Here is a 24,603-nt window from a genome sequence, read left to right on the forward strand (position 1 = left end):
GCAGGTGTGTCAAGTTTGAAAGCAAATTCGAAAGTATCCATTATTATTCCTTTCTATAACTGTGCTTATGTCACTGTAGCGATTGAAAGTGCGCTGAGCCAGACGTATCCGAATATCGAAATCATCGTCGTCAATGACGGATCTACCCGGCATTCGGAGAAAATTGCTCCGTATATGAATCGTATCGTGTATGTGGAGAAAGAAAACGGCGGTACGGCCAGCGCATTGAACGCAGGTATCAGGCGAGCCACTGGCGACTATTTTGCATGGCTTAGTTCCGACGATATGTTCGAACCGAACAAAGTGGCCATGCAATTGGCTTTTATGCAGGAGAAAGGGGCTAAAGTCAGCTATACGTCCTATGTTCATATGGATGGACAGGGGCAAATCTTTGGCGGACCTTCAGGCATAGGCTGCTCCAGCAAGATGGAGTTTTACAGGACGATGCAAAAAGGCTGTATTATCAACGGCTGTACCGTGATGCTGCATATGGATGTGTTTCAGAAGGCCGGTTATTTTAATGAAACCCGCAAATATACGCAGGATTATGATTTATGGATAAGGGTTATGAAGCACTTTGATTTTTATTATTTGGATGAAAGCCTTGTGCGGTATCGGGTGCATGAAGGGATGGGGTCCCGTAAGTATGAGAGCGAGATCGTCAAAGAAATCCACTCGGTTCAATCCGTCTATCGTAAAACGCTGGACGCTTTGATCGCCAAAGAGAGGCTGACGGTTACTTTTCCCATTATTACGCTCAGTATCGGCGGAGCGCAAAGGATGCTGGCGGAGATGGTCAACGGGCTGTCGGCCAAAGGTCATGACGTCACTGTGCTGATGCCGCTAAACGGCGCGCTGAATTATTCCATTAACGCCAAAATCGTTCGTACCAAACAGCCCTATTTGATTCATGAGTCGGAGTATCCCAAGTCAGATGTGATCGTCTCCAATTTCTATACCATTGTTCCGGGGGTTCATCAAGCAAGCTTGAAAGGGAAAGGCGTGCATGTCCGTTTAAGTCTATGTTATGAACCTACTTTTCTGCCGGAGAATCAAATCTCTTTTCCGACCTATCACATTTCAGAGCATATCGTCGTCCTCTCCAACTGGCAAAAGCAGATCATTGCGCTGAATCACGGTCATCAGGCGCACATTGTGCCGGTGGGTGTCGGCACGGCTTTTAAAAACATGCATGTTCGCAATACGCAGTCGCAGCTGCAAATATCAGCGATTATGCGCAGACCGGAAGGCGGCTACTCTTGGCACAGAGAGCAGGATTATTTAATCAGCCAGTTGGAAATCGTGCAGGCCCGGTATCCGCAAGTCCGAATCAACTTGATGTCCCCTCCGGAAGAGTTTAACAGCTCCCCTCTCTTGCAGGCGGTGAAAGCGAGTCATCCGGCTTTTCGCTATTTGACGCCCGGGCACGATGGCGCTATGGCTTACCATTATAACGAAACGGATATATTCGTGAATTCCTCTACGTATGATTCGGCCTCTCTGCCGGGACTTGAGGCGATGCGCTGCGGAGCGGCATTGGTGACGACCTATAATGGCGGGAATATGGATTACTGCCGCCATGAACAGAATGGCTTGATGTCTTACCGGTATGAGAACCGATTGGCGGCCGACGTCAGCCGGTTGATTGAAGATCCCGATTTGCGCAGAAGGCTGGCGGCAGCGGGGGAAGCCGAAGCGGCGAAATGGACGTGGGAGCGCAGTGTAAATGCCTTTGAAAAAGCTTTATATGAGATACGGGCATCGCGATAGATACCCAGATTTATATTTTTAGGTGAGCGTCTAGGACGAGGGTCTACCCCTATGAGTAGTATAGGAGTGTGACAAGATCCAGTATTTGTTAGTATGTGAAAACCTTGGAGGTGCTCTATGTCCCGATCAGAAAAAGGCTGCGCGGTCAAGAAAACCACGCATGTCGTACGTAAAGATAACTGCTGCAAGAGGAAGAAAGGCAAGAAAAAGCATTGTCATGTATGCGAGAGAAAGCTGAGAAGAAGAACGATCAAAGTCATCTGCAAACAGGCTAAAGCCCCTGTTGTCAAACTCACGACCCCTCCACCGGAAGTCAATGTACTAACGAACCCCCCAGATGTTCTGATTACAACACCGCCCCCTATTGTTAACGTAGATACTCCTAAACCTGATGTTCACGTCAAAGTGGAAACGCCGAAAACAGAAGTGAAGGTCAAAGTAGATTACCCGGACGATGAGTGTATGGAAGAGATGAGGCATCAACTGAAGAAGTATTGGGATCATGAAGTCGAGCTGTTCACTTCGAGCGGAGCGGGCTCCGGGGGGGAACCGCCGAACCGGATCGGAATGATTGAGGACATCGGGAAATCGACCTTGACCCTTCGTCCGACAACGGGGAATACGCTGGATCAAATCGTTATTTTCTCCATCTGCCATATCATCGGATTCAGACCCTATGTACCGGTTGCGGCGCCGTAACGGAAGATTATGATGGATGACAACCTTATTTGAAGGAGGAAGCATTACATGGATGTTGTAGTTATTGTTGCCGGTAACAGTTATTCTACGCGGCAAGCCGTTATTAACTTGTTTGACGCTACGATGGATTTCCCCGGACTTGAAGTAGGTGCTAAGTTAACTCCTGTTCTTGCCTCATTAATGGAAGCCGGATTCGCTTTATTCGATTTTGACGGTAACGGCAACGTTACGACGTATTTCCTGGTGCGTGAACAATCAGAGGGTGCATGTACGCCGTTAAACGCGGTTGCAGGCCGCTTGAACACAGAAGTCACTGTACAAACAGGCGCAGGAACAGTGAGCGGCTTGCTGTTACTTATCGGTACCGATGTGATTGAGCTTCAAGAGCCGACAGGAGATATTCTCCTTATTCCAGCTTCCAGCATCGAATCAGTGATATAAGGAGGAGAAACCATGTCATTCGCAGATTTACTGGCGAGTTTTATCGGAAGAACGATCGAGGTGTACTTTACGAGTAATCCGCCTTATGTGGGACAATTAGTATCGGTTGACGATTGTATTTTCACGATGCAGATCAACAATACGTATTACTACAGTCCCCCTGTGATCGTGACCATCGTGGCGGATCAGGTTGATTATATTCGCGTAGTGGCGTAAACGGAAGGGAGGGGATCACGTTGATGGCCGTGAATCTCCTCCGTCCCCCTGAGGGAGAACGGCGTGCTCCTTCATCCATTTCATCCAATCGGCATATTTCTCGGCATGTTGATGCGTTATGCTGGAGCTGCGAATTCTCCGGTGATAGAGAGGCACTGGCAGATGCCTTGCTGCATAGGAACGCGATAAGCGGATGACGATCTCAAAATCTTCGTACAGCCTTCCCTCGTAAGGAGCATTGACCCTCCAGCCTTGGATGCACTTAAGGGCTGCAACCCGGTAGCATCGGGGGGCTATAGGAAGAGCTGCGGCAAGAAGCGCTTCGGGATGAACTTGCGCAGGTGTCTGGCGTATTCCCCCATAAATAAGCTGTTTGCGAGCTCCTTCCGTCCATTCGTAGTAGTCACCATACAGAAGCGATGTCTCCGGTGCTGCCGTGTTGGCAGCGTTAAGTAAAATCCGGGCGGCGTCCGGAGGAAGCCAGTCATCGGCGTCAAGCTCCAGCAGCCAGGGGGCTTCGGTCAAAGTTAGAGCAGCATTCAAACTGCGCGCTTTGCCGTAATTAGCAGGATTGGTATACATACGAATGCGTGGGTCTGCAGGCAACGAGGCCAGCTTCATCTGCGTGTTGTCGCTGGAGGCGTCATCGATGATAATCAGCTCCCAATCCGGAATGCTTTGCGCCAAGACGCTTCGAATCGACCAAAGGAGATAGTCGGCATTATTAAATGTACATATGACAATGCTAATGGCAGGGGATGGTTTCTCTGTTGGCCGGAAGTCCGCTAAGCCTGCTTCAAGAATCGGTCTGACAAGCTCCCACTCTTCCTGCTTCCGCTGCCATTTAGGGTAATGTACAGCTTGGGGCTGCCACCAATGACTGGTGACGGTGAGCCATGACCAAGCTCCCTGCAGCTGCAGCATGTTATCGACGAGCAGATAAGTGTCGAAGGGCAATCGGTCTTTTTCCGAAAAAAAGGGACGGCCGCTCGACCGGACTGCGTGAGTTCTCCAAACGAGGGGAGAGGAAGGCAAATTGTGTCTAGGAGCGGAAGTTCCGCGTTCGTAGACTAGACCGGCGCACTGCTCCGGCAGCGCTGCAAGCTGCTCGGAAAGCTCCGTTAGAAAGCTGCCATGCAGCAAATCTCCTGCCTGAAGCGTTATGAAAAAGGGCTGATCATAGGTATGAAGATGTTCATTCAAGGTTTCTGCCGCATGGTCATGAACGAGCCGGACGGACCACTCGGGAGCGACGTGCATAAGATTGGTTGTGGTCGCATCGGTATGAGCTTTGTTGGACGTTCCAAGCACGTAAACCAGCATATGCGTCCAGTCCCCCCAACAGCAGCAGATGTTAATGCTATTCTATGCTGGTGCCGGGGAGGTGGTTCTAAATGATTTGATGCACGTGCAAATAGTCGTAGATGCGAGAAGCCGATGCTTGCAAAGATTGCCGGTTGGACGAAATGACGATTTCAGGGCTGAGTGGCTGCTCATAAGGCGCTGTAATCCCCGTAAAGTTTGGAATGACGCCTGCCCGTGCCTTCATGTAAAGGCCCTTGGGATCGCGCTCCTCGCATATGTGGAGAGGGCAGTCCACAAAAACTTCAATGAATTCGCCTTCGCTGAACAGCGATCTTGCCTGCTCCCGATCCTTCCGGTAAGGGGAAATCAGTGCCACGATCGCAACCATCCCCGCATCGACAAGCAGCTTGGCCGCTTCTGCCGTTCTGCGAATGTTTTCGCTGCGGTCTTCCGGGGAAAAACCGAGATTGCCGTTTAAACCGTGCCGAAGATTGTCCCCATCCAATACGTAGGAACGCACGTTCCGGTTGAAAAGCAATCGATCCATCTCATAGGCAAGCGTAGATTTGCCAGATCCGGACAGACCTGTGAGCCAAAGTACGCAGCTTTTGTGGGAATTCAAGAGATGCCGGTCCTCTTTGGAAATGTTGGAAGGCTGCCACTGAATGTGTTTATCGGACAAGAGGTTCCCTCCCTTAGCTTGTATTTCTATATGTATATGCTAGAGGAGAATGTCAGGTTCTGGTCTGATTTCCGTATAGAAATACAAAGATGATAGATGAAGGAACTAGAAACCTGAAAATTGGATGAATGCGGCGTATTCCCACTTTGCGCTAAGCCGCATATGCTAAATGGGAGAGCCTAAGGGTACGAGGAGGGAAATCGACATGCAGGAACAGATCACTTCGATCTTGGAGCATATGGCGAAGTCGCAGCATGAAATGGCGCGCACCTTGGAAGCGAAACGCGAGGTAGTTGCTCATATGGCGAAAATGGTTGATGAAATCCCCGACCATAATCCTACCTTCGGAGAGATCAAAGCGTTAATGGAGCATTCCCTGAGTATTACCAAAGGGATTTCCAGCTATCTGAACAGCCTTGCTGAGCTGGAAGATGCCATCGCGGATACTCTTTCGCCTATTGTGAAGGCCATGAAGGAACAGCCCGGTGATGAATAAATGAGGGGCAGGGAGTGGAGAAATTGAACAGAACGGACAGTTACTTATCTTTCTTGGATGCCACGGCCAAAATTCAACAGAATGTCGCTCTGATCCTAGAGGCCAAGGCTGTACACGCCGAGAAGTCGCGCAATTGGATTTGCCGCCATCTGTCTACAGCAGCCTACGAAAGCAATGCCGAGCATGTGAAACAAGCGGGCGATATCCATGAACAGCTCATTGAGGTTATTGCAGGAATTACCAAAATGGAGGTCGCTTTTGCCAAAAATTTAGGCATTCTCATTGCGGAAGAAGAGAGCTCCGGTTTTGGCGGCAGCGGCAGTGGCGGAGGTGGAGGCGGCCTAAGCGACTTGTTCGGCGGTTCGGGCCTTGACTTTTCAAAATGAGGATTCATGAAAAAGAACAGCAGATAAAGCTGGATATACTAGACTCTCTTGCCAAGAGCCAGCGGGCCTTGGCCCGAATCATTGAGAGCGTAGCCGGATCCGTAGAAACATCGCCGCAGCTAGCCGGCCAAGTCGCTGACAATTTGGCCTCTATCGTAAACTATCAACAAATATTGGCACGGAAAATCATCGGATTGCCGATTCGCGTGAAACAAACCGGACCCCCGGGACAACCATGGTTGAACGTATACGCCGGCGTTCGTCAAGGTGTTCGTAAGCCCCCCTCTTCGTAGAAGGAAGAGAATGGGGCTTTTTTTGATGCTTTCATCGAAACGGCAGTAGTCATTCGCCAATTTCTAGCCAAGCTGGGTAAGCGCATATGAATCTGTCCCAAGGCAGTCATACTATGAAAGCAGGTCGAACATACATCATGCGGAAGGCCTTGAAGCGGGCGGCGAAAGTGACTTATGACAGATGTCCGATTTTCAGCTGGAGATGATACGGGCTTAAACGTATGCCGTGTCCATCGGGATGGATAAACATACAATGGGAACGAAATCGAATGCACATCACAGTGGGAGGGTGTGGATATGAAACAGCGCAGGCAGCGAAAGCCGTTACTACCCAGGAGGAGAACTAGACCCGTATTCAAGCCCATTTCAAATCACGAATCGCCAAAAGTATCTGTCGTCATCCCTGCTATGAATGAAGGAAGAACAATTGCAGCCGTGATTCGTCAAGCCCGGATGGTTCATCCGGCAGCTGAGGTCATTGTGGTCGTCAACGGTTCAACGGATGGCACCGAACGGATCGCCCGCCAGATGGGGGCGCGGGTCATTTCCTTCAAGGAATCGTTAGGCCACGATGTTCCCCGAGGCGTTGGCGCCAGTTATGCGAAAGGAAGCACAATCCTATTTATTGATGCGGATATTGTCATTGCAGCGAAAGATTTGAGGCCATTCGTGCTGGCGGTGGACCGGGGAGTGGATGTGGCGCTAAACAGTTATTCCGGCAAAACGGATAAAGTGGACGTACATCCTGTTGTGTTAGCCAAGCATGCCCTTAATGTTGCTCTCTCCCGTCCGGACTTGCGGGGAGCTTCCATGACGACAATCCCGCACGCCATCAGTCGTAAAGCGCTGAATGAAATTCGTGCCGGCAACCTGGCTGTGCCGCCTCTCGCCCAAACCATAGCAAGTGTAAAGGGGCTCACGCTGAACAAAGTTTACAATGTGAATGTGGGTCGGATCAATCCAAGAAAACGAAGAAAATTTAAGGTGGACCCGCTGCAAAATCTTATTCTTGGAGATCACCTCGAAGCCCTGAATTGGCTGCATGAACAGACGAATGAGCGTGGTCAGCTAACGGATTTAACAAGGGACCGAACCTTTGTGGGGTGAAGCTGATGAATAAATTAATGAGGAAACGAGTGAAACAAAGACCGAAAGCGAGAACCGTCATCCCCGTACGCCGTATGCGCAGGGGCTCCAGACCGGTGGCGCAGTTAAGAAGAAGAGTATATGCAATCGGCGCCAGATATGCCACGGACCATCCTCTGCAAGAGCACATGGATCCAAGCGCGTATATAAACTCCTTATGGCAGTCGTTCTATACGTCGAAGGAAATCGGAACGATTTCGGAGGGGCAGTATCTGAGCATCTCCCGGGCGTTTCTTGCAGGTTACAGCGAGAAGATGGGGATGCCGACTCCGAATCTTGTGCTTGTTCCGACAAGGAAAACGATCGGAGCGGTGGTTACCGTTTTTAATGAAGAAAAAACGATAGCGCGTGTGCTGAATGAACTGCAAAGATTGCCCCTTCAGGAATTGATAGTCGTTATTAACGGTTCAACCGACAACAGCGTTCATATTGCCAGGCAGTGTCCGCAGGCCACGATTGTTCATTACCCTAGTCTCGTTGGGCATGATGTCGGGCGATCGATTGGCGCCAAGCTTTCCTCCTCTGACATGATGCTTTTTCTGGATGGCGATATCCCGATTCAAACCGAAGAGTTGGTTCCCTTCATACGGGCCATCGACGGGGGATGGGATGTCGCTTTAAACGATATCTCCCCGTATATCGGTCTGTTCGCACATCGCGACGGGGTTTCGATCGTCAAACAATTCGTGAACCGGGTTCAGGGGCGGCCGGAGCTCCAAGCCAACTCCATGACGGCGATTCCCCACATGCTCTCCCGCAAAGCGCTTGAAGTGATCGGAAGCGCAGCGTTAGCGGTTCCTCCTAAAGCACAGGCGAAGGCAATCCGCTATGGATTGCGTATTTGCGCACCGGCAAGCATCGATGTGGTCACTTCCAACAAAACGACCAGATTCAACACCGGGACGGCCAATCCGGTTGCCAATCTGATTGTTGGCGATCATCTGGAAGCACTTCATATGCTGCTGGGCGAACATGGCAACAGACTGCAATTTAAAGATGCTCATCGGACGCGAGCAGCCCTGGCGGGGGGATCGGTATGAACAGCACAAGCATTATCATTCCAACGTTTAACGAAAGAAAGCTGCTGCTGGATTGCATTTATTCCATCCGGGAGCATACAAGAATTCCTTATGAAATTATTGTGGTCGACAATGCCTCTACCGATGGGACGCTCGACGATCTGGTCCGTGAGAGGATTCCTTTCGTCTCCTTCTCGGAAAACAGAGGCTTCCCTGCGGCTTGCAATGCGGGCATGAAGCTGGCTAGAGGCAGCTCCGTGCTTTTGCTGAATAACGATGTACTGCTCACGCCGAATTGGTTGGATCATATGCTCACCTGTCTGTATCACCGAAGCGATATCGGCATTGTAGGACCCATGACGAACTACGCCAGCGGTATCCAGCAAATGAAAGAGCCGTATACGAATATGACGGATATGATCCTCAAGTACAACGTGGGAAATAAGGGGAAATATGTTGAGGTGCAGCGTTTGGTCGGCTTCTGCTTTTTGTTCAAGCGCGAAGTCATGGAGAATATCGGCTTATTGGATGAACGGTTCAGTCCCGGTCATTATGAGGATGACGACTACTGCTATCGCGCAAGGCAGGCCGGCTACAAGCTCATGCTTACCGAAGATACCTTTATCTTCCACCACGGAAGCGCGAGCTTCGGCAAGAAGGGAGAAAGCCAACTGCAAGGTATTGTGGAGCGTTCGCGCAAGCTTTTTATAGAAAAGTGGGGCATCGATCCCAAAGCTTTTATTTGAATGAGCAAGAGGAAAGGATGGCGTTGCTATGAAGGGAGTCATTCTAGCGGGGGGAACTGGCACGCGTCTGCGACCCTTGACGAAAATGATTAACAAGCATCTTCTGCCCGTCGGCAAATATCCGATGATTTACTATGGGATTGAAAAGCTGAGAGAAGCGGGAATCACCGATATTCTGCTGATCACGGGCAAGCACTCCGTCTCCCTCTACACCGATTTCTTAGGCAGCGGGAAGGAGTGGGGCGTTAACATTTCTTATAAAATACAGGAAGAAGCCGGCGGCATCGCCGATGCTTTGGAGCTTGCGGAAAACTTCGTGCATCCCGGCGAAAAACTGCTTGTGCTGCTGGGGGATAATCTGTTCGAGGATTCGCTGATCCCCTATGTGACACAGTTCGAAGCTCTGCCGGAGGGAGCTAAGGTGTTTTTGAAGGAAGTGGAGGACGCCAGAAGATACGGGGTTCCGGTCATGGACGGCGAGCTGATCAGACGAATTGAAGAAAAGCCTGAGCATCCGCAGTCTTCTTATTGTGTTACCGGCATTTATATGTATGACTCCACCGTATTCGACTTGATTAAGACGGTGGAGCCTTCTGCCCGTGGCGAAATGGAGATTACCGATGTGAATAACTTATATGCGGAGCAGGGGAAGCTCAGCTATCATCTGCTGACAGGGTGGTGGTTTGACGCCGGCACCTTCCTGTCCTGGTTTGAAGCGTCCGACAAGCTGCGGGAGTATCCGAACCTGCAGGCGCCGCCCAAGCCTGACGCCGGTGATGACACGTGAGGAAGTACGATTACGTCATTATCGGAGCGGGGATTATCGGTCTCACCATTGCCCGTGAGCTGAAGAAGCGGGAGCCGGGCGTGACCATTTGCGTCTTGGAAAAAGAGTCCGATGTGGCTGCGCATGCAAGCGGCCGCAACAGCGGAGTGCTGCACGCAGGCTTCTATTATTCCGCCAACAGCTTGAAGGCGAAATTCACCAAAGAGGGCAATCAGGCGATGCGCGCTTATTGCAAGCAAAATGGCCTGCAGCTCAATGAATGCGGCAAGCTTGTTGTGGCCAAGGACGCCTCCGAGTTAGCGGGCTTGGAAGAGCTGAAGCTGCGGGCGGACATCAACGGCGTGCCGCTGCTGTGGATGAACGAGGAAGAAATCGCGGTCATCGATCCGAATGCGAGGACATACGGGAAAGCTCTGTATTCCCCGACAACGGCGTCGGTCGATCCGATCGAAGTTTGCCGCACCCTGAAGCGTGAAAATGCAGAGAACGGCGTCGAGTTTCATTTTCTAACGAAGTATCGCAAGCATCGGGGAGACCTCCTTTTTACCAACTCAGGTACTTATAAATACAACTATCTGATCAATTGCGCCGGACTTTATGCGGACAGCATCGCTCATGACTTTGGATTCGGAGAGAAGTATACGATCATTCCGTTCAAAGGCATGTATTTGAAATATACGAAAAATAAAACCGATGTCGTCACGAACATCTATCCTGTTCCGAATTTGAAAAACCCGTTTCTCGGGGTTCATTATACAAAAACGGTGGATGGCAGCATCAAAATCGGACCAACGGCGATGCCGGCCTTTTGGCGGGAAAACTACCAAGGGCTGCAGGGCTTCAACCTGAAGGAGTTTCTGCAGATTGCCGGTTATGAGCTGAAGCTGTTTATTACCGATTCTTTTCATTTCAGGCGCTTGGCCTTTCAGGAAATGCGCAAGTATATCAAATCCTATTTCATCGGGCTGGGCATGAGTATGGTCAAGAACATCGATCCCAAAGGCTTTGGCCATTTCCTAAGACCGGGCATCAGGGCGCAGCTGCTCCATATCGAGACCTTGGAGCTGGTTCAAGATTTCGTGATCGAAGGCGACAACCGCACCATGCATATCCTTAATGCGGTATCGCCGGCTTTTACATGCTCGATGCCGTTTGCCGCCTATGTGGTCGATCAGATTATGAAACAACGAGGAGGAGCCCTTTCATGAAAGTGATTCCGACCAAGCTGCCGGGGGTCGTGGTGCTCGAACCGAAAGCGCATGGTGATCATCGCGGATTTTTTATGGAAAGCTATAACCGGCAAACGTTGGCAAACGCAGGCATTCACCATGCCTTTATTCAAGATAATCATTCCTTGTCGGTGGAAGCGGGCGTTCTTCGCGGTCTGCACTATCAATTAGAGCCCAAAGCGCTGACCAAGCTCGTTCGAGTAGTATCCGGCGCCGTGTATGACGTTGTCGTCGATATCCGCAAAGGCTCCCCCACCTATGGAGAGTGGGTCGGCGTCATTTTGAGCGCGGACAACAAACGCCAAATTTTAGTTCCGAAGGGCTTTGCCCATGGCGCCTGCACATTAGTTCCGAATACACAGTTGCTCTATAAAGTGGATGATTATTATTCGCCTGAGCATGACCGTGGCATCGCTTGGGACGATGGGGATCTGGGCATCGCTTGGCCGATCTCGCAGCCGGTCTTGTCCGACAGGGATCGTCGGCAGCCTGCTCTTGCGCAGGCGGAGAATAACTTTGTTTATGGAGGGGACTTATCATGAAAACCATTTTGGTTACGGGAGCGGGCGGCTATATCGGCAGTGTGCTTGTACCGAAGCTGCTGGATAAAGGCTATGCCGTGAAGGCGGTCGACCGCTTTTTTTTCGGTACCGATAAGCTCCCGTCGCAGCATCCGAATCTCGTCATGATTAAGGAGGACTCCCGCCGTTTGAAGGAGGAAGCCTTTGCCGACGTTTATGCGGTCATTGACCTTGTGGCGATTTCCAACGATCCCAGCGGTGAATTGTTTCAGGAAGCAACGTACCAAATTAACCATATTTCCCGTGTGAGCACGGCGCATAAAGCGAAGAAGCTTGGCGTGAAACGATACATTCTACCGTCTTCCTGCTCCTTATATGGTTTTCAAGCCCCTGACGTGATCGTCGATGAAACTTCTCCTACGAATCCGCTGACGACGTATGCCAAAGCGAACGAAATGGCCGAACAAGGCGTGCTGCCATTAGCAGATTCCGCCTTCACGGCCGTTGTCATTCGCCAAGCAACCGTCTATGGCCATTCTCCTCGCCTTCGCTTCGATTTAGCCATTAACGGGATGGCGCTGGGCGCCTATCGGAATGGAGTCATTCCCTTAATGAGAGACGGTTCTCAGTGGAGACCGTTCGTTCATGTTCAGGATACAACCGATGTTATGTGCTTGCTGCTGGAGGCGGATGCCGGAGTCATCAACGGTCAAATTTACAACGTGGGCTCGGACAGCAACAACTATCAGCTCGGTCAATTGGCAGAGGAGATTACCAAGGTCATCCCCAAGCCCGTAACCATTGCCTGGTATGGTGCGCCCGATCACCGATCCTATCGCGTCAACTTCGACAAAATCGAGAAGGCCTTGGGATGGAAAGGCCAATGGACGGCTGCGCAGGGAGCTCTAGAAATTTATAACGCTCTGGCAGCGGGTGAAGTGCCGGGCATGGATCAAACGATTACGCTGGACTGGTACAGCGAGCTCATCAAGTGGCACAAGATTATTAAGGATGCCACGCTGTATGGCGGTATTTTGGATATAGAAGGATCGAGGGAGTAATGAAACGCATCGCGCTGCTAGGCGCTAATGGTCAACTGGGCTCCGACATCCATCGGGCATTGAAAGAGAATAGCCAGTTCGAAGTTGTCCCGATTACGCGGGAGATGCTGAACGTGGAGAATACGGAAATCATCATTCCGGTGCTTGAAAAGCTTGGTCGCATTGACGTGCTTATTAACTGTACGGCGTTTCACAATACAGAGCAATGCGAAGCCGATCCGCTCAAGGCGCTCGTTATCAATTCAATCGCTGTTTTGCGCATGGCGGCTTATTGCAAGCAGAATGCAACGCTGTTCATCCATTTCAGCACGGATTATGTGTTTGACGGCAGCAAACAAGCGCCTTATACCGAGGAAGACCGGGTAAACCCGCTGAACGCCTATGGCAGCAGCAAAGCGGCAGGAGAAGAAGCGATTGCGGCCTATTTGGATACCTACTTTATTTTCCGGGTATCTTCGCTGTTTGGAGAAGCCGGGGCCAGCGGGAAGGGCGGCAATTTCGTGGAAACGATGATTCGGCTCTCGAAGCAGGGAAAGCCGGTATCCGTTGTTGAGGATGTCATCATGTCACCGACACATACGCGGGACGTGGCTGACATGGTGCGGGCCTTCCTGGAACAAGAGATTACGGCATACGGTGTTTATCATTGCTCGGGCGAAGGTGCTTGCAGCTGGTATGAACTGGCAGCGGAGACGTTCGCGATTTGCGGTATTGCCTGCGAAACGACGCCGATCCTGAACAGCGCGTATGGGGCTAAAGTCCGCAGACCTTTATACAGTGTGCTAGACAACAGCAAATTGAATCGCATTTATCCGATGAAAAGCTGGCAAAGCGCATTGACTCAATATTTGCAGCTCAAAGGACATGTCAACATCAGCGGAGGCGAGTAGGAATGAGTGCTTTAAGAGCTGTGAAAGCGAGGACGAAGTTGAGGGCGGGAAAATCGCCGCTGCGATCGGTAAGCAGGATGAGGAAGCGTGTGCGGAGAGTGCGGAAAGTGCGGAAAGTTAAGCTCCGGCCTGTCGCATCCCTGTCCCGTTACAAGGAAGAATGGACAATGGGCAGCAACCAAGGCTATGGAAAAGGCTGGTCTCACGGGTTCCACATGGGCCGCTGCCAAAGCTTGATGCGGGACATTCCTCAGGAACGCGGCCTTATCTGGGATTTGAAGGTGATGTACGTAAGGGCTAACGGGCTGCCCTATGCGGCGATGGATGAAGGTATCGAAGCCAGTCTGCGGGATATGGTCAGAGAAGTTATCGTCGTCAATCCGGCCGATTCCCTCGTTCAGATCGCACAGGAGGCAAGGCCCGATCTGGTGCTCGTACTCGATGCGATTGGTCAATCGGTGCCGGGAGATGTCGTGCAGGCGATTCGGGCGCAGGGCATTCGCACCGCGATTTGGCTGCCGGACGATCCCTACCATTCGGATCAATCGATGGGACTCGTGCCCCATTTTGACTATGTGTTCACACTGGAGAAAAGCTGTGTAGAGCCCTACAAGTCAGTGGGCTGTGCGAATGTGCATTATTTGCCGTTCGGTATTCATCCCGATAGGGTAAAGCTGGACTATGTGCCGACGAATTTTCACAAAGATATATGTTTTATAGGTACAGCTTTCTGGAACAGGGTTGCTTTCATCGATGAAATGGCGGACTACCTGCAAGATAAAGATTTTATGATTAACGGCTACTGGTGGGACCGGTTAAGCTCCTACAAGAAGCTGTCTTCGAAGATTCAAGGCTACTGGCTGAGTCCGCAGGACACGATGAAGTATTATCACGGGGCGAAAATCGTCATCAATCTGCATCGGGCCACGGACGATATTTCCCATAACAGCAACAGCAGGCAAATTCCGGCTTTCTCGCCGAATCCGCGGCTGTTCGATATTACAGCGTCCGGGACTTTGCAGTTAACGGATGTCCGTGACGAACTGACGAATTTCTATAAGCCCGGCGAAGAGCTCGACACGTTCAGCTCCCCGCAGGAGCTCATCCAGAAAATTGAGTACTATCTAGCGCATGAAGAAGAACGGCAGCACATTGCATTGCGAGGAATGGCGCGAACGTTGAAGGATCACACGTATCGCAACCGATTGAATGAGTTGTTAACGATAACGCAAAAAGGCGGGTGAACGCATGCTGCCCCTAACGAAGAAACAAAGCGCTAAAAAGCTGGGCAAAGTCATCTCCTTTCGGAGAAGCAAACGGTCCCGCAAGCGCAAAGGCAAAGGTCTTCCTGCTTCTATACGGGTAAAAAGGAAGCGGAGACGGGTTCCGTTGCTCCCGCCGCTCCAGCCTGTGCCGGCAGAAAGAGGAACCTACGATCAAGGCTATAACGAAGGATTTGACAGAGGCTTCGATAAAGGACACAGGGATGGGAAGCATGCAGGGGGCGATGCCATTGTGGATAGCTTGCTGCCAGACTACCAAATCCTGCCCGACATCACGATTGAGCAAGTTGTTGCTGCCGGCGTGGAACATTTGCGGCCGCACATTTATCACCTGCTTTCCGCAAGGGAGCTGGGAGAGAGAATCGTCGCCGCACTTGATGCAAGAGCGCCATTTTCCCTCGTTCGCTTAGGGGATGGCGAGCTGCTGACCTTGGCGCAGGAAACGATTTTACCGATTGACCAGATTAAGCAGGAAGGCCCGTTCCTCTCGTATGCCGGCGTAGAAGTACCGGACCTGGCGATTAAAGCGGAGCTGGTGCAAGCGATTCGCCGGGCCAGCGTAATCGGCATTCCGAAGCTGCGGGTGCGCAATTTCCAGCCGCTCGCGTTTGCGGTGTTTAAAGCTGAAAATATTAACTTCCGCGAGCTTGTCCTGACGGACTCCCTAGTGAATTACTATCTCTATCACGAGGGCTACTTGTCGCGGATTACGCAGGGCAGAAAGGTGCTGCTGGTCGGCAATTTGGCCCCTCATTTGGCCGAAGTGCTGCGCCCGCACGGCGTGAATATTGTTGGCGAGATTACGCCGGTTCTCGGTGTGAAGGATATTCCGCACATTAAGGACAACATAGCCGGCTACGATTTCGACATCGCTCTTGTTTCCGCAGGGATATCGGCTGTCGTTATTTCGGAGTGGATTGCGTCGAGCATGGGGAAAGTAGCGATCGACTTCGGGCATTTGGCGAACTCAATCGTGAGAGGGGAGGCTCCTTACCGATGAGAACAGCAAGCAAACGAGCTGTCCGGAGGCTCGCGGGCAGATCGCGTAAATACAGCAGAAAAAGCAAAGGAAAGCTCGCTAAGCTGAGCAAAACGGGAAAGCGTGGCAACGTCCTGTCCTTTTCCACAGCAAGCTATAACCGCGGCTATAATGAGGGCTTTAATTTGGCCTATGACAGCGCGCACGATTACGCATATCAGCTTGGTTGGGAAGCAGGAGCAGCGCCCTCGGACTTCCAGGGAACAAGCATTATCATCGTTACGACGAATGCTCAACGCCAGCATCTTCAGAACTGCATCGAGAGCATCTACGAGCATACGCCGGAGCCTTTCGAAATCATCGTTATCGATAATGCGTCAACGGATGATACGGCCCAGTATTTGAAAAGCTTAACCGGGAAAATCCGCTACCGGATTCTGACCTCCAATCTCGGCTTTGCCGGAGGGACGAATCAAGGGCTGCGGATGGCTCGCGGCGCCAACCTGCTGTTCTTGAACAACGATACCATTGTGACCAAGGATTGGCTGAAAAATATGCTGACCTGCTTAACCAGCAGCGAGAAATTCGGTCTGGTGGGACCCATGACGAATTATATAAGCGGCGAGCAGCTGCTGGAGACGAACTACGCGTCTACGGAGGAAATGCATCGTTTTGCCGCAGCCTTCAATCAGTCGAACGCCGAGAAATGGCAGGTCAGCACGAGATTAACGGGCTTCTGCGTGCTCATGCGGCACGGGGTTTTTGAGCGGCTTGGGTATTTGGACGAAGGGTTTGAGATCGGAAATTGTGAGGATGACGATTTCGGCTTGCGGGCGCGGATGATGGGATTAGAGCTCGTTATTGCCAAGGATACCTTCATCCACCATGTCGGCAGCGTCAGCATTAAAGCGTTGGGCGAGCAACGGTTTGAAGAGGTATACGGAAGAAACCTGGAATTCTACGCTCGAAAATGGGGCGACTCCCACAGCTTGCTGCATGAGGTTCGGCAAAAGCTGGATGGCGGCAGCGCGGCGATGAAGGACTTCTATCCGAGCCATATTGTCGTCCGAGGCGTATCCTCACGGCTGTATTGGATTGAGAACGGACACCGCCATCCGATTGAAGGAGAGGCGCATCATTTGTCTGCCAGCCGTGTCTCCCAAGTTGATCTGCGCAGCTGGCCTATGGGCCATACCCTGCCGCATCATGAGGTGCAGAGCAAGCTTGCGGCGCTTGCCCAGGGAGCTTGCATCGACGGCGTTTATCAAGAAGGGGCGCTGGTCCGAAGCGAAGGAAATTACGTCTATCAAATAAAAGGCGGCAAGCTGCATCGTTTCATTAACGAGTGGCCGTTAAGATACTGGAATATGGATCTGCGCCACCAAACCCATGTTGGCTGGGATGACCTGCACCGGTTTGAAACCGCGCTTCCGATCATTGCTCCCGCCATCATCACGGCGAATAACGTGTAAAGGAGTCAGAAATCTATGAGAGTGAAGGCCGCAGTACGCAGAAGGCTGAAAGGCAAGCTTCTCAGGAAAGCGAAGCCGGTTCGCGGCAAGAAAGCCCTCCTGAGAAAGAAAAAGCGCCCCGTCAAAGAGCTCCTCACACATCAAGGAGGCTTCGACAAGGGCTTTGACAATGGATATGACAGAGGCTATATGGATGGTTTTCAGAAAGGCTTTGAACAAGGCTTCGATCATCACTATTCGGCCTCTTGAGCAAGGGGCGGCAGCTTGAAGCGTCTGCACAGGCAGGCTGCCGCCTCCTTTGTTTAGACTGTCACGGGCAGCTAAACTTATCCCCAGCGCAAAATGAGCCCAGCGTGTGTAAGTCCGGCACCAAATCCGTAAAGCAAGAGAGTGTCGCCAGCTTGCACTTTGCCTTCTTTCACCCCTAAATCCAGCGCGAGCGGAATGGATGCCGCTGACGTATTGCCGTAATATTCAAGGCTGTATAACGCTTTTTCAAAAGGAATTTCGCTTTTCTCACAGATCGATTGAATGATCCGCAGGTTAGCGCTGTGCGGGACAAACCAATCGATGGCCGTATGCGATAGTCCGCTCTTGGCGAGCAACTGCTCGATGCCGTCCGGAACCGTGGACACCGCGAATTTATATACTTCGCGTCCGTTTTGGACGAGCTTGCCGTTGCCTGTGAGCGGTATGTCCTGCCACTGCGAAGCCAGCCCGGTGCGGTACACATGCTTGCCGCCGGAGCCGTCCGAGCCGAAGTGGTGGGCCAGGAAAGCAGGCCGTTCGTCCTCGCGTTCCACGACCACGGCCCCGGCGCCGTCGCCGAACAGAATGCAGGTCGACCGGTCGGTATAGTCTGTGATTTTCGACATCGAATCTCCGCCGACGACCAGAATTTTGCGGTGCAGGCCGGCCGCGATCAGTCCGCTTGCGGTATGCAGCGCATAGGCAAACCCTGCGCAGGTGGCGTTGAGATCATAGGTGCCGACAGCAGGGAGGCCGAAATGAGCTTGAACCATACAAGAGACTGGCGTTGAGGGCAGGTCCGGCGTATGGGTGGTGACAATGATCAGTTCCACGCCGCTCAGCGCTTCCGGATAACGATCCAGCATATTTTGCACGGCAGCTATACATAAATGGCTTGTGAATTGATCGGGGGCGGCGATTCTGCGTTCCCGCATGCCGGTGCGCTGGACGATCCATTCATCGTTCGTTTCCACCATTTTTTCCAGATCGGCGTTGCTCAAAATATGCGATGGCACGTAGCTGCCTATAGCTGAGATGCGGGCGGGCAAGGGATTCGAAAGCGACATGAGAATCTCTCCTTTTTTATTACCTAGTATTAGTACCAGATACTAATTTATACGTTTACTTTACTGGAAAACAAGGTGGCTGTCAATGTGTGAATTGCTCAATTGGCTGGTATGGATCATCCATTTAATCGTAGATTGAGCAATAAAAAAATCGATGATATCATTATGACAACCTTCGTTTTCAGATTTGGACCGACTTCTGCCAGACAAATACCTGTTGTGAGAATGGGTTTTTGCTTGCAAAGGGATTACATATGGTTTCTAGCCATTTCATGAATTTGAGGAAAATGTCTCTTCACATACCAATTAGCAGGGAGAAATCAAATGAGCCATCTAATTAGAGAAGCAACTATGCAGGATACATTAGCATTAAGCACATTAATGAGCGAATTGACAGCGAGTGAAGTAACAGTTAGCGATATGGAAAACCGGTTGCAGTTTGTAGCATCAAGTCCATTTGATACGTTATACGTATACGAAGATCAGGTTATTGGAGTTGTTGGTGTACTAGGATTTAGGTTGCGTGAAAATTTGGAGGAAGTATCACGCTTCGGAGAAATATCGGTTATTGTAGTAAGCGAATCCTTTAAACGAAGAGGGGTAGGAGCCCGCCTTTTAGAATTCGCAGAGGAGCTGGCCGATCGACACGATTGTAAAGGCACATGGCTGGTATCGGGATACAAACGGACAGATGAAGCTCATAAGTTCTATATTGCAATGGGTTTTGAAGATACGGGTGTGCGATTTGTGAAGAAGAGATAGGATTGTTCATTTCAAATAATCAAAACGGCTAGTGGAATTGCTATGTGAAGATATGAGGATTCTACCGGAGGGAAGTTAATGAGAATAGATTGGTCCATATTTATAACAAATTCAATTATTTATCTTTCAATTACACTCTTGATAGTACTTCTAATTTACAGATTTCTTTTGAAAAAGAAGTAGCAGGCAGAGGAAGATAACTGGAAAAAATCCCTCTAAATCGCCCGAAAGATGAGCTGCCGAGGGAATTAAAGGAAAAACTCCCATAAATTTGACCGGATATCGTAGATTCTTACGAAATCTGTTCAGATAGAGGGAGTTTTTCCTGTTTCATGGACTTGATAAGCTTCTAAAGTTATATTAGTTGGAATTTTCACCTTTATTTGGACGTGGAAGATTACCTGTACAAAGGGCTTCCTCCTAGAAATGACTGGTGACATGGACGTAAGGCACATTTCGTATATTTTTATCAGAATAGTTATAGAAGCGCAGTATTTTCTATTTTAGATAATTAGTTATTTTTATATATTGGGTGGGGAGGTGAAACAGCCTGTTGAAGCGGAAAGAAGTGCTTCTCAGAAGGAACAGTAACGATAAGAAAATCAACTAGATGGAGGGCCCGAAAATGAAAAGAAATAAACCCATGATATCGATGCTCTTGGCCATTTTGATGGTGCTGGGTGCAGCTCCTATGCATGTTATGGCTGCCGGGTATACGATTAACTATTCCGCCAATGGGGGTTCCGGCGCGAAGTCAGAAACGACGGACGGCGTGTCTGCTTATACGATTCTGACCAATACGGTTGCGGGAATTACTTACACCAATCATACTTTTGTGAAATGGAATACGGCTGCTAATGGCTCCGGTACAAGCTACACGCCGGGAAGCTCAAGTGTGCTTCATGCGGACTTGAATCTTTCCGCGCTCTGGTCGTTAAATGCTCCGACTGTAACCGCTACCACGTATAACCCGTTGCAAATTACAGTCTCTTGGAACTCGATTGCAAATGTCCATTATAAAATCGAAAGAAAAACGAATGGCGCTGCTGACACCGAATATGCCGTATTGAATGGTGACTTAGTTGCTAGTGCGTATAACGATACAAGCGTCATGGCTGGCGGAAAGTACGATTACCGTGTCACAGGATCTGACGGCAGCTTTGCGGCTGCTTCTGGAGTAACAACTACGCCCGGCGTGATGCCTGCTGCTTCCGCTCCTGCCGTTCAACCTGCGATTACAGGTTATGCGAATAACGGAGTTACAACCGTATCAGGCACAACGGTTACGCTCACTGCGGATGTATCGGCAAATGGGCTGCCTATGTATTACACACTGGACGGTACAACGCCAACGGGAGGTTCGACGCTTGTTCCAACCAATAGACAAATTGTTGTAGCTCCGGCAGCGAATCGTCCTTCCCCTGTAACGTTAAAAATAGTTGCATATAACGGTTTGGAATATTCTCCTGTATACACGCATACGCTGGCGTTCAAACTTGCCGTTCCAACGGATGGCAAAGCGGGTGCCTATGCAAACGATACCTATTTCCCAAGCACGGCTAGTCTTACAAGCGCTGCAGGAACAACGGTTTACTACACGATGACAACAGACGGAACAGAACCAGCAGCTCCTACCGGTTCTTCCTCTGTTTATTCAACGCCAATCCAGATTCAACCCACTCAAACAACGAGAATTAAAGCTGTGGCTAAAGGAAGCTACAATATGGTTGACAGCGATGTCGTAGAATTAACTTACAGAGTAGATCCTGCGCTCAAATCGCTTCTGTCGCTCAAAACAGGCGCATGGACTGAGGCTCAGAAAAAAGACTTGATTCAGCAAGTTATTGCACAGCTGACGCTGGACGAGAAGATCAATCTGATCGGCGGAACTTCCGGTTCGGTTGCAGATGGCACGGCGATTAAAAACGCAGGCGGTGCAGGCGGTACGTATACAAGCCGTCGATTGATGTCGATGGGCATTGCTCCATTAACGCTCTCAGACGGTCCTGCCGGTGTTCGTATGGGCTATAAAGCCACAACTTGGACGTCTCCAACGGCTATCGCATCATCGTGGGATGACAAATTAATGAACGCGATTGCTGTTCAAACGGGTAAGGAAGCCGTATATTACAGTGTCGATGAGATGCTTGCTCCGGGGCAAAATATTTTGAGAAATCCGCAAAGCGGCCGTAACTTCGAATATTTCTCGGAGGATCCGTATCTTTCCGGTCATATCGCCCGTGAATACACGGAAGGCGTTCAGTCTCAGAATGTTGGCGTTACAATTAAGCATTTTGCTGGCAACGAGCAAGAAACGTATCGCAGCGGCGGCAATTCAATCGTGTCCGAACGTGCTTTACGTGAAACTTACCTTAAAGGCTTTGAAATATCCGCATCGGCGAAACCTTGGTCCGTCATGTGTTCCTACAATCGTTTGAACGGCATTTATGCTTGCAATAACGAATGGCTTCTGACGAATGTACTCAGAGGTGACTTCGGTTTCGACGGCTATGTGATGTCTGACTGGGGTGCGACGCAAGGCATTCTTGAGACTGTAAAAGCACAGAACGATTTGACCGAATCAAGCCTCAGCGCGGCTAAAAAGGCAGAACTGAAAGCTGCGATCGAGAGCGGATCTTTCGATGTGAAGTATCTCAACCAAAACGTGATGAACCTCCTTAATGTCGTTACGAAATCGAATACATTCAAAGGCGAATATGGCGCATGGGGAATCCAAGATAACCTTGTTCAGAAAGAACAAGATTTCTACAACAGTTCTCTCTTTACAGAATCAAATAATCTTGCACGCAAAACAGCAGCGGAAGCCATGGTTCTATTGAAGAACAACAACGTTCTTCCTCTCGCCGCTCATACTAATGTTGGCTTGGTTACAAGCGCAAACTTAAAGGGACGCGGAGGTTTTGGCGATAATGGCGTAACAGCTTCAGATATCGTAGCGCGCGGAGGCGGCAGCGCCGGCGTTTATTTCGACCCTACGAATGCTTCTGTCGTTTCACTTGAGAAAGCGCTTCAAGAATCTTTCACGGTTGCCAATGCCGGCAGCGTTAAAGATATTAAAGAAGCAGCCGGATACACCAAATCGTTAAGCTACACGTATACGTCGAACAGAGTAACCGGCATTAATTTAACCTACACAGGTGCATTTAATCAGGCAACGCTCGAAAATAGAGCCGCTGCTCTTGCAGGCAGCGCAAATTATGGCATCTTCGTTGTGAGCCGCCAAACGGGCGAAGGCGCGGACAACGCCTTAACCGGAAACGACGGTTACATACTCACGGATGAAGAACAGAAGGCTTTAGTTGCCTATGCAACTGCCTTCCATAATGTCAATAAAAAATTGATTGTTATTTTAAATATCGGTGCTGCGCTTGATACGACTCTTGTCAATCAATATGCAGATGCGATCCTTGTTTCTTGGCTGCCTGGTCAAGAAGGCGGGCATGCCATTACCGATGTTCTTTCAGGTGCCGTCAACCCGTCAGGCAAATTAACTCAAACGTTTACTACGCATTTTGAGAACAGCCCGTCCATTGAGGCTTCCAAGGCTCTTCCGACTCGTACAGGATTCAACATGGCGGCTAATTCAGGAAATGCCGCTAACGTGGGTACGACTAACGGCGGTTGGGGAACAAATCCTGTGTATTATGATGAAGGCGTACTGGTTGGCTACAGATGGTTCGATAGCAAGTATGCGGCTAAGGTTGATTATGACGCTAAAGTGGCATATCCATTCGGATTTGGTTTAAGCTATTCGAAATTCGAGTTCAGCAACCTGAAACTTAGCAAACAAGTATTCGATAAAAACAATGCGAATGACACGATAACGGCGACCGTCGATGTTAAAAACGTTGGCAATGTCAAAGGCAAGGAAGTCGCTCAGCTGTACATCGGCATGGATAACTTTGCTTCCGAGGGCCGTCCTATGAAAGATCTTCGCGGTTATCAGAAGGTTGAGCTTGAGCCGGGTGCCGTGAAAACGTTGTCTTTTACACTTAAATTAAGCGACCTGCAATATTATGATGATGGATTTAATAACCAGTTGTCGGGTACGGAAACAACGTCCAACGTTCCTTACGGCGGCGGTAAAGGCTGGACTGTCAATGCGGGTAGTAAATTCAATGTCATTATTGGAAATACCTCTAACAATTTTGTGCTGAATGATTCTGCTGCTAAACAAGGGGTTACGGCATCTTTCCTATATGGAACTCCTGCTTCCGGCGGCAGCGATGGAGGAAGTGTCGATGGAGGAAGCGGTAGTGGAGGTGGAAGCGGCGATGGCGGAAACGGTAGTGGTAGCGGAGCCGGAGGTGGAGACACAACGACGACTCCGAGCGAACCGGTTAAAGAAGACGTGCCCAAAGACAAGCCTTCGACAGAGAATGGAACAGGTTCTTCTTCCGGCAAACCGGCTTCTGAAGTTCTGAAAGAAAAATTCAAGGATGCCGTTCAAATCCCTGGCTGGGCGCAGAATGCGATTGCAGACCTAGTGGAAAAAGGCATTATCAACGGCAAAGAAAATGGCGTATTTGACCCGTCAAGCCAAGTAACAAGAGCAGAGTTCCTGAAAATGATCGTGAAAGCTTTTGATTTCAAAAGCAATGGCGACGCGCTGACGTTTAGTGACGTTCCTGCTGATGCTTGGTTCAAATCATTCGTCGATATCGCAACTTCATTGGGACTTGTGGAAGGTATCGGAAACGACGCGTTTGGACCGGATCATTCTATCACCCGTCAAGATTTATGCGTTATGATTTATAACGCGCTTAAGGAACAAAAAGCGGTGGCGCTGCCTGCTGCGGCTGCATCCAGTGCTTTCGCAGACAACGATTCCATTGCTGATTATGCGAAGGAAGCTGTAAACGGCCTAAGCTTATTAGGCGCTGTGAACGGGCGCTCCGAGGGCGAATTTGTGCCGAAAGCCACGGCGACAAGAGCCGAAGCGGCCGTCATTATGAAACGTGTTTTGGATCTCGTTAGCAAATCGAACGCCAAATAAGTATCGTTATCAAAGGTTGTGCAGGATCGTTTTCCTGCCAGCCTTTTTCTCTTAGAACCAAAAGTCCAAAAGTCTGAATCGTTACAT

Annotated in this window: 24 protein-coding genes; 21 read left to right on the top strand and 3 right to left on the bottom strand. The window is 50.1% G+C overall.

All coding sequences use genetic code 11. The features are described from left to right. The first annotated feature begins 6 nt into the window (after positions 1-6). The 4 genes from AC3WRW_RS17105 to AC3WRW_RS17120 all read left to right on the top strand — a co-directional run bounded on the left by AC3WRW_RS17105 (position 7) and on the right by AC3WRW_RS17120 (position 3,126). A complete protein-coding gene (locus tag AC3WRW_RS17105; protein WP_492547511.1) occupies positions 7-1,770 on the top strand; it encodes a glycosyltransferase in 1,764 nt (587 codons plus the stop codon). A gap of 117 nt (positions 1,771-1,887) precedes the next feature. Continuing rightward, positions 1,888-2,469 (top strand): hypothetical protein, encoded by a 582-nt coding sequence (locus AC3WRW_RS17110; RefSeq protein WP_492547512.1) that lies wholly within the window; start codon positions 1,888-1,890, stop codon positions 2,467-2,469. 48 nt (positions 2,470-2,517) lie between these two features. After that, entirely contained in the window at positions 2,518-2,910 is a 393-nt protein-coding gene (locus AC3WRW_RS17115; protein ID WP_492547513.1) for a hypothetical protein, read from the top strand. 12 nt (positions 2,911-2,922) lie between these two features. Then, complete coding sequence (locus AC3WRW_RS17120; RefSeq protein WP_492547514.1) at positions 2,923-3,126, top strand: hypothetical protein; 204 nt, start codon at positions 2,923-2,925, stop codon at positions 3,124-3,126. 15 nt (positions 3,127-3,141) lie between these two features. On the opposite strand, the gene AC3WRW_RS17125 is transcribed toward AC3WRW_RS17120, so the two are convergent. Together AC3WRW_RS17125 and cysC are read right to left on the bottom strand one after the other, a co-directional pair. After that, positions 3,142-4,449 carry a glycosyltransferase family 2 protein gene (locus tag AC3WRW_RS17125; RefSeq protein ID WP_492547515.1) on the bottom strand — a complete coding sequence of 436 codons (1,308 nt, stop codon included), beginning with the start codon at positions 4,447-4,449 and terminating at the stop codon, positions 3,142-3,144. A gap of 67 nt (positions 4,450-4,516) precedes the next feature. Then, the gene (gene cysC / locus AC3WRW_RS17130) at positions 4,517-5,113 is read right to left on the bottom strand and encodes an adenylyl-sulfate kinase (RefSeq protein ID WP_492547516.1); all 597 of its coding nucleotides are present in this window, start codon (positions 5,111-5,113) and stop codon (positions 4,517-4,519) included. A gap of 205 nt (positions 5,114-5,318) precedes the next feature. Here cysC and AC3WRW_RS17135 point away from each other — a divergent pair, with 205 nt between their 5' ends. The 15 genes from AC3WRW_RS17135 (at position 5,319) to AC3WRW_RS17205 (ending at position 17,670) form a co-directional block, all read left to right on the top strand. Further along, positions 5,319-5,609, top strand: coding sequence for a hypothetical protein (locus AC3WRW_RS17135; protein WP_492547517.1), 291 nt, complete (start codon positions 5,319-5,321; stop codon positions 5,607-5,609). Between the two features lie 14 nt (positions 5,610-5,623). Beyond that, positions 5,624-5,995 carry an alpha-helical endospore appendage domain-containing protein gene (locus AC3WRW_RS17140; RefSeq protein WP_492547518.1) on the top strand — a complete coding sequence of 124 codons (372 nt, stop codon included), beginning with the start codon at positions 5,624-5,626 and terminating at the stop codon, positions 5,993-5,995. Further along, a complete protein-coding gene (locus tag AC3WRW_RS17145; RefSeq protein WP_492547519.1) occupies positions 5,992-6,288 on the top strand; it encodes a hypothetical protein in 297 nt (98 codons plus the stop codon). Before AC3WRW_RS17140 ends, AC3WRW_RS17145 begins: the two co-directional genes overlap by 4 nt. Before the next feature lie 297 nt (positions 6,289-6,585). Next, a complete protein-coding gene (locus AC3WRW_RS17150) occupies positions 6,586-7,395 on the top strand; it encodes a glycosyltransferase family 2 protein (protein WP_492547520.1) in 810 nt (269 codons plus the stop codon). A 29-nt stretch (positions 7,396-7,424) separates the two neighbouring features. Next, positions 7,425-8,474 carry a glycosyltransferase family 2 protein gene (locus AC3WRW_RS17155; RefSeq protein ID WP_492547521.1) on the top strand — a complete coding sequence of 350 codons (1,050 nt, stop codon included), beginning with the start codon at positions 7,425-7,427 and terminating at the stop codon, positions 8,472-8,474. Beyond that, a complete protein-coding gene (locus AC3WRW_RS17160; RefSeq protein WP_492547522.1) occupies positions 8,471-9,199 on the top strand; it encodes a glycosyltransferase family 2 protein in 729 nt (242 codons plus the stop codon). The genes AC3WRW_RS17155 and AC3WRW_RS17160 overlap by 4 nt, the downstream gene beginning before the upstream one ends. Before the next feature lie 28 nt (positions 9,200-9,227). Further along, complete coding sequence (locus tag AC3WRW_RS17165; protein WP_492547523.1) at positions 9,228-9,986, top strand: sugar phosphate nucleotidyltransferase; 759 nt, start codon at positions 9,228-9,230, stop codon at positions 9,984-9,986. Continuing rightward, positions 9,983-11,194, top strand: coding sequence for an L-2-hydroxyglutarate oxidase (gene lhgO / locus AC3WRW_RS17170; RefSeq protein WP_492547524.1), 1,212 nt, complete (start codon positions 9,983-9,985; stop codon positions 11,192-11,194). Before AC3WRW_RS17165 ends, lhgO begins: the two co-directional genes overlap by 4 nt. Then, on the top strand, positions 11,191-11,757 hold the full coding sequence (gene rfbC, locus AC3WRW_RS17175) for a dTDP-4-dehydrorhamnose 3,5-epimerase (protein ID WP_492547525.1): 567 nt from the start codon (positions 11,191-11,193) through the stop codon (positions 11,755-11,757). The genes lhgO and rfbC overlap by 4 nt, the downstream gene beginning before the upstream one ends. Further along, the gene (locus AC3WRW_RS17180) at positions 11,754-12,797 is read left to right on the top strand and encodes an NAD-dependent epimerase/dehydratase family protein (RefSeq protein WP_492547526.1); all 1,044 of its coding nucleotides are present in this window, start codon (positions 11,754-11,756) and stop codon (positions 12,795-12,797) included. Before rfbC ends, AC3WRW_RS17180 begins: the two co-directional genes overlap by 4 nt. Next, the gene (gene rfbD / locus AC3WRW_RS17185; RefSeq protein WP_492547527.1) at positions 12,797-13,687 is read left to right on the top strand and encodes a dTDP-4-dehydrorhamnose reductase; all 891 of its coding nucleotides are present in this window, start codon (positions 12,797-12,799) and stop codon (positions 13,685-13,687) included. The genes AC3WRW_RS17180 and rfbD overlap by 1 nt, the downstream gene beginning before the upstream one ends. A 2-nt stretch (positions 13,688-13,689) precedes the next feature. After that, positions 13,690-14,931, top strand: a complete 1,242-nt coding sequence (locus AC3WRW_RS17190; RefSeq protein WP_492547528.1) for a CgeB family protein — start codon at positions 13,690-13,692, stop codon at positions 14,929-14,931. Positions 14,932-14,935: 4 nt separating this feature from the next. After that, positions 14,936-15,970 carry a GT-D fold domain-containing protein gene (locus AC3WRW_RS17195; protein ID WP_492547529.1) on the top strand — a complete coding sequence of 345 codons (1,035 nt, stop codon included), beginning with the start codon at positions 14,936-14,938 and terminating at the stop codon, positions 15,968-15,970. After that, complete coding sequence (locus AC3WRW_RS17200; protein WP_492547530.1) at positions 15,967-17,421, top strand: glycosyltransferase family 2 protein; 1,455 nt, start codon at positions 15,967-15,969, stop codon at positions 17,419-17,421. The genes AC3WRW_RS17195 and AC3WRW_RS17200 overlap by 4 nt, the downstream gene beginning before the upstream one ends. 15 nt (positions 17,422-17,436) lie before the next feature. Further along, entirely contained in the window at positions 17,437-17,670 is a 234-nt protein-coding gene (locus AC3WRW_RS17205; protein ID WP_492547531.1) for a hypothetical protein, read from the top strand. 77 nt (positions 17,671-17,747) lie between these two features. On the opposite strand, the gene AC3WRW_RS17210 is transcribed toward AC3WRW_RS17205, so the two are convergent. Further along, positions 17,748-18,737, bottom strand: a complete 990-nt coding sequence (locus tag AC3WRW_RS17210; RefSeq protein ID WP_492547532.1) for a ketoacyl-ACP synthase III — start codon at positions 18,735-18,737, stop codon at positions 17,748-17,750. A gap of 324 nt (positions 18,738-19,061) precedes the next feature. Between AC3WRW_RS17210 and AC3WRW_RS17215 the strand changes: the two genes are divergently transcribed. Both AC3WRW_RS17215 and AC3WRW_RS17220 read left to right on the top strand, forming a co-directional pair. Continuing rightward, complete coding sequence (locus AC3WRW_RS17215) at positions 19,062-19,499, top strand: GNAT family N-acetyltransferase (RefSeq protein WP_492547533.1); 438 nt, start codon at positions 19,062-19,064, stop codon at positions 19,497-19,499. Between the two features lie 625 nt (positions 19,500-20,124). Beyond that, on the top strand, positions 20,125-24,516 hold the full coding sequence (locus AC3WRW_RS17220) for a glycoside hydrolase family 3 N-terminal domain-containing protein (RefSeq protein WP_492547534.1): 4,392 nt from the start codon (positions 20,125-20,127) through the stop codon (positions 24,514-24,516). The last annotated feature ends 87 nt before the right edge of the window (positions 24,517-24,603 follow it).

The organism is Paenibacillus sp. FW126-R14 (assembly GCF_058789495.1).

Excerpts from the sequence above, each read along its gene's own strand:
- AC3WRW_RS17220 (WP_492547534.1), top strand. The coding sequence starts at position 20,125 with ATGAAAAGAAATAAACCCATGATATCGATGCTCTTGGCCATTTTGATG.
- rfbC (WP_492547525.1), top strand. The coding sequence starts at position 11,191 with ATGAAAGTGATTCCGACCAAGCTGCCGGGGGTCGTGGTGCTCGAACCG.
- AC3WRW_RS17150 (WP_492547520.1), top strand. The coding sequence starts at position 6,586 with ATGAAACAGCGCAGGCAGCGAAAGCCGTTACTACCCAGGAGGAGAACT.
- AC3WRW_RS17125 (WP_492547515.1), bottom strand. The coding sequence starts at position 4,449 with ATGCTGGTTTACGTGCTTGGAACGTCCAACAAAGCTCATACCGATGCG.
- AC3WRW_RS17145 (WP_492547519.1), top strand. The coding sequence starts at position 5,992 with ATGAGGATTCATGAAAAAGAACAGCAGATAAAGCTGGATATACTAGAC.
- AC3WRW_RS17135 (WP_492547517.1), top strand. The coding sequence starts at position 5,319 with ATGCAGGAACAGATCACTTCGATCTTGGAGCATATGGCGAAGTCGCAG.
- AC3WRW_RS17205 (WP_492547531.1), top strand. The coding sequence starts at position 17,437 with ATGAGAGTGAAGGCCGCAGTACGCAGAAGGCTGAAAGGCAAGCTTCTC.
- AC3WRW_RS17110 (WP_492547512.1), top strand. The coding sequence starts at position 1,888 with ATGTCCCGATCAGAAAAAGGCTGCGCGGTCAAGAAAACCACGCATGTC.
- AC3WRW_RS17195 (WP_492547529.1), top strand. The coding sequence starts at position 14,936 with ATGCTGCCCCTAACGAAGAAACAAAGCGCTAAAAAGCTGGGCAAAGTC.
- AC3WRW_RS17215 (WP_492547533.1), top strand. The coding sequence starts at position 19,062 with ATGAGCCATCTAATTAGAGAAGCAACTATGCAGGATACATTAGCATTA.
- AC3WRW_RS17165 (WP_492547523.1), top strand. The coding sequence starts at position 9,228 with ATGAAGGGAGTCATTCTAGCGGGGGGAACTGGCACGCGTCTGCGACCC.
- AC3WRW_RS17160 (WP_492547522.1), top strand. The coding sequence starts at position 8,471 with ATGAACAGCACAAGCATTATCATTCCAACGTTTAACGAAAGAAAGCTG.
- AC3WRW_RS17210 (WP_492547532.1), bottom strand. The coding sequence starts at position 18,737 with ATGTCGCTTTCGAATCCCTTGCCCGCCCGCATCTCAGCTATAGGCAGC.
- AC3WRW_RS17115 (WP_492547513.1), top strand. The coding sequence starts at position 2,518 with ATGGATGTTGTAGTTATTGTTGCCGGTAACAGTTATTCTACGCGGCAA.
- AC3WRW_RS17190 (WP_492547528.1), top strand. The coding sequence starts at position 13,690 with ATGAGTGCTTTAAGAGCTGTGAAAGCGAGGACGAAGTTGAGGGCGGGA.
- rfbD (WP_492547527.1), top strand. The coding sequence starts at position 12,797 with ATGAAACGCATCGCGCTGCTAGGCGCTAATGGTCAACTGGGCTCCGAC.
- AC3WRW_RS17200 (WP_492547530.1), top strand. The coding sequence starts at position 15,967 with ATGAGAACAGCAAGCAAACGAGCTGTCCGGAGGCTCGCGGGCAGATCG.
- AC3WRW_RS17120 (WP_492547514.1), top strand. The coding sequence starts at position 2,923 with ATGTCATTCGCAGATTTACTGGCGAGTTTTATCGGAAGAACGATCGAG.
- AC3WRW_RS17180 (WP_492547526.1), top strand. The coding sequence starts at position 11,754 with ATGAAAACCATTTTGGTTACGGGAGCGGGCGGCTATATCGGCAGTGTG.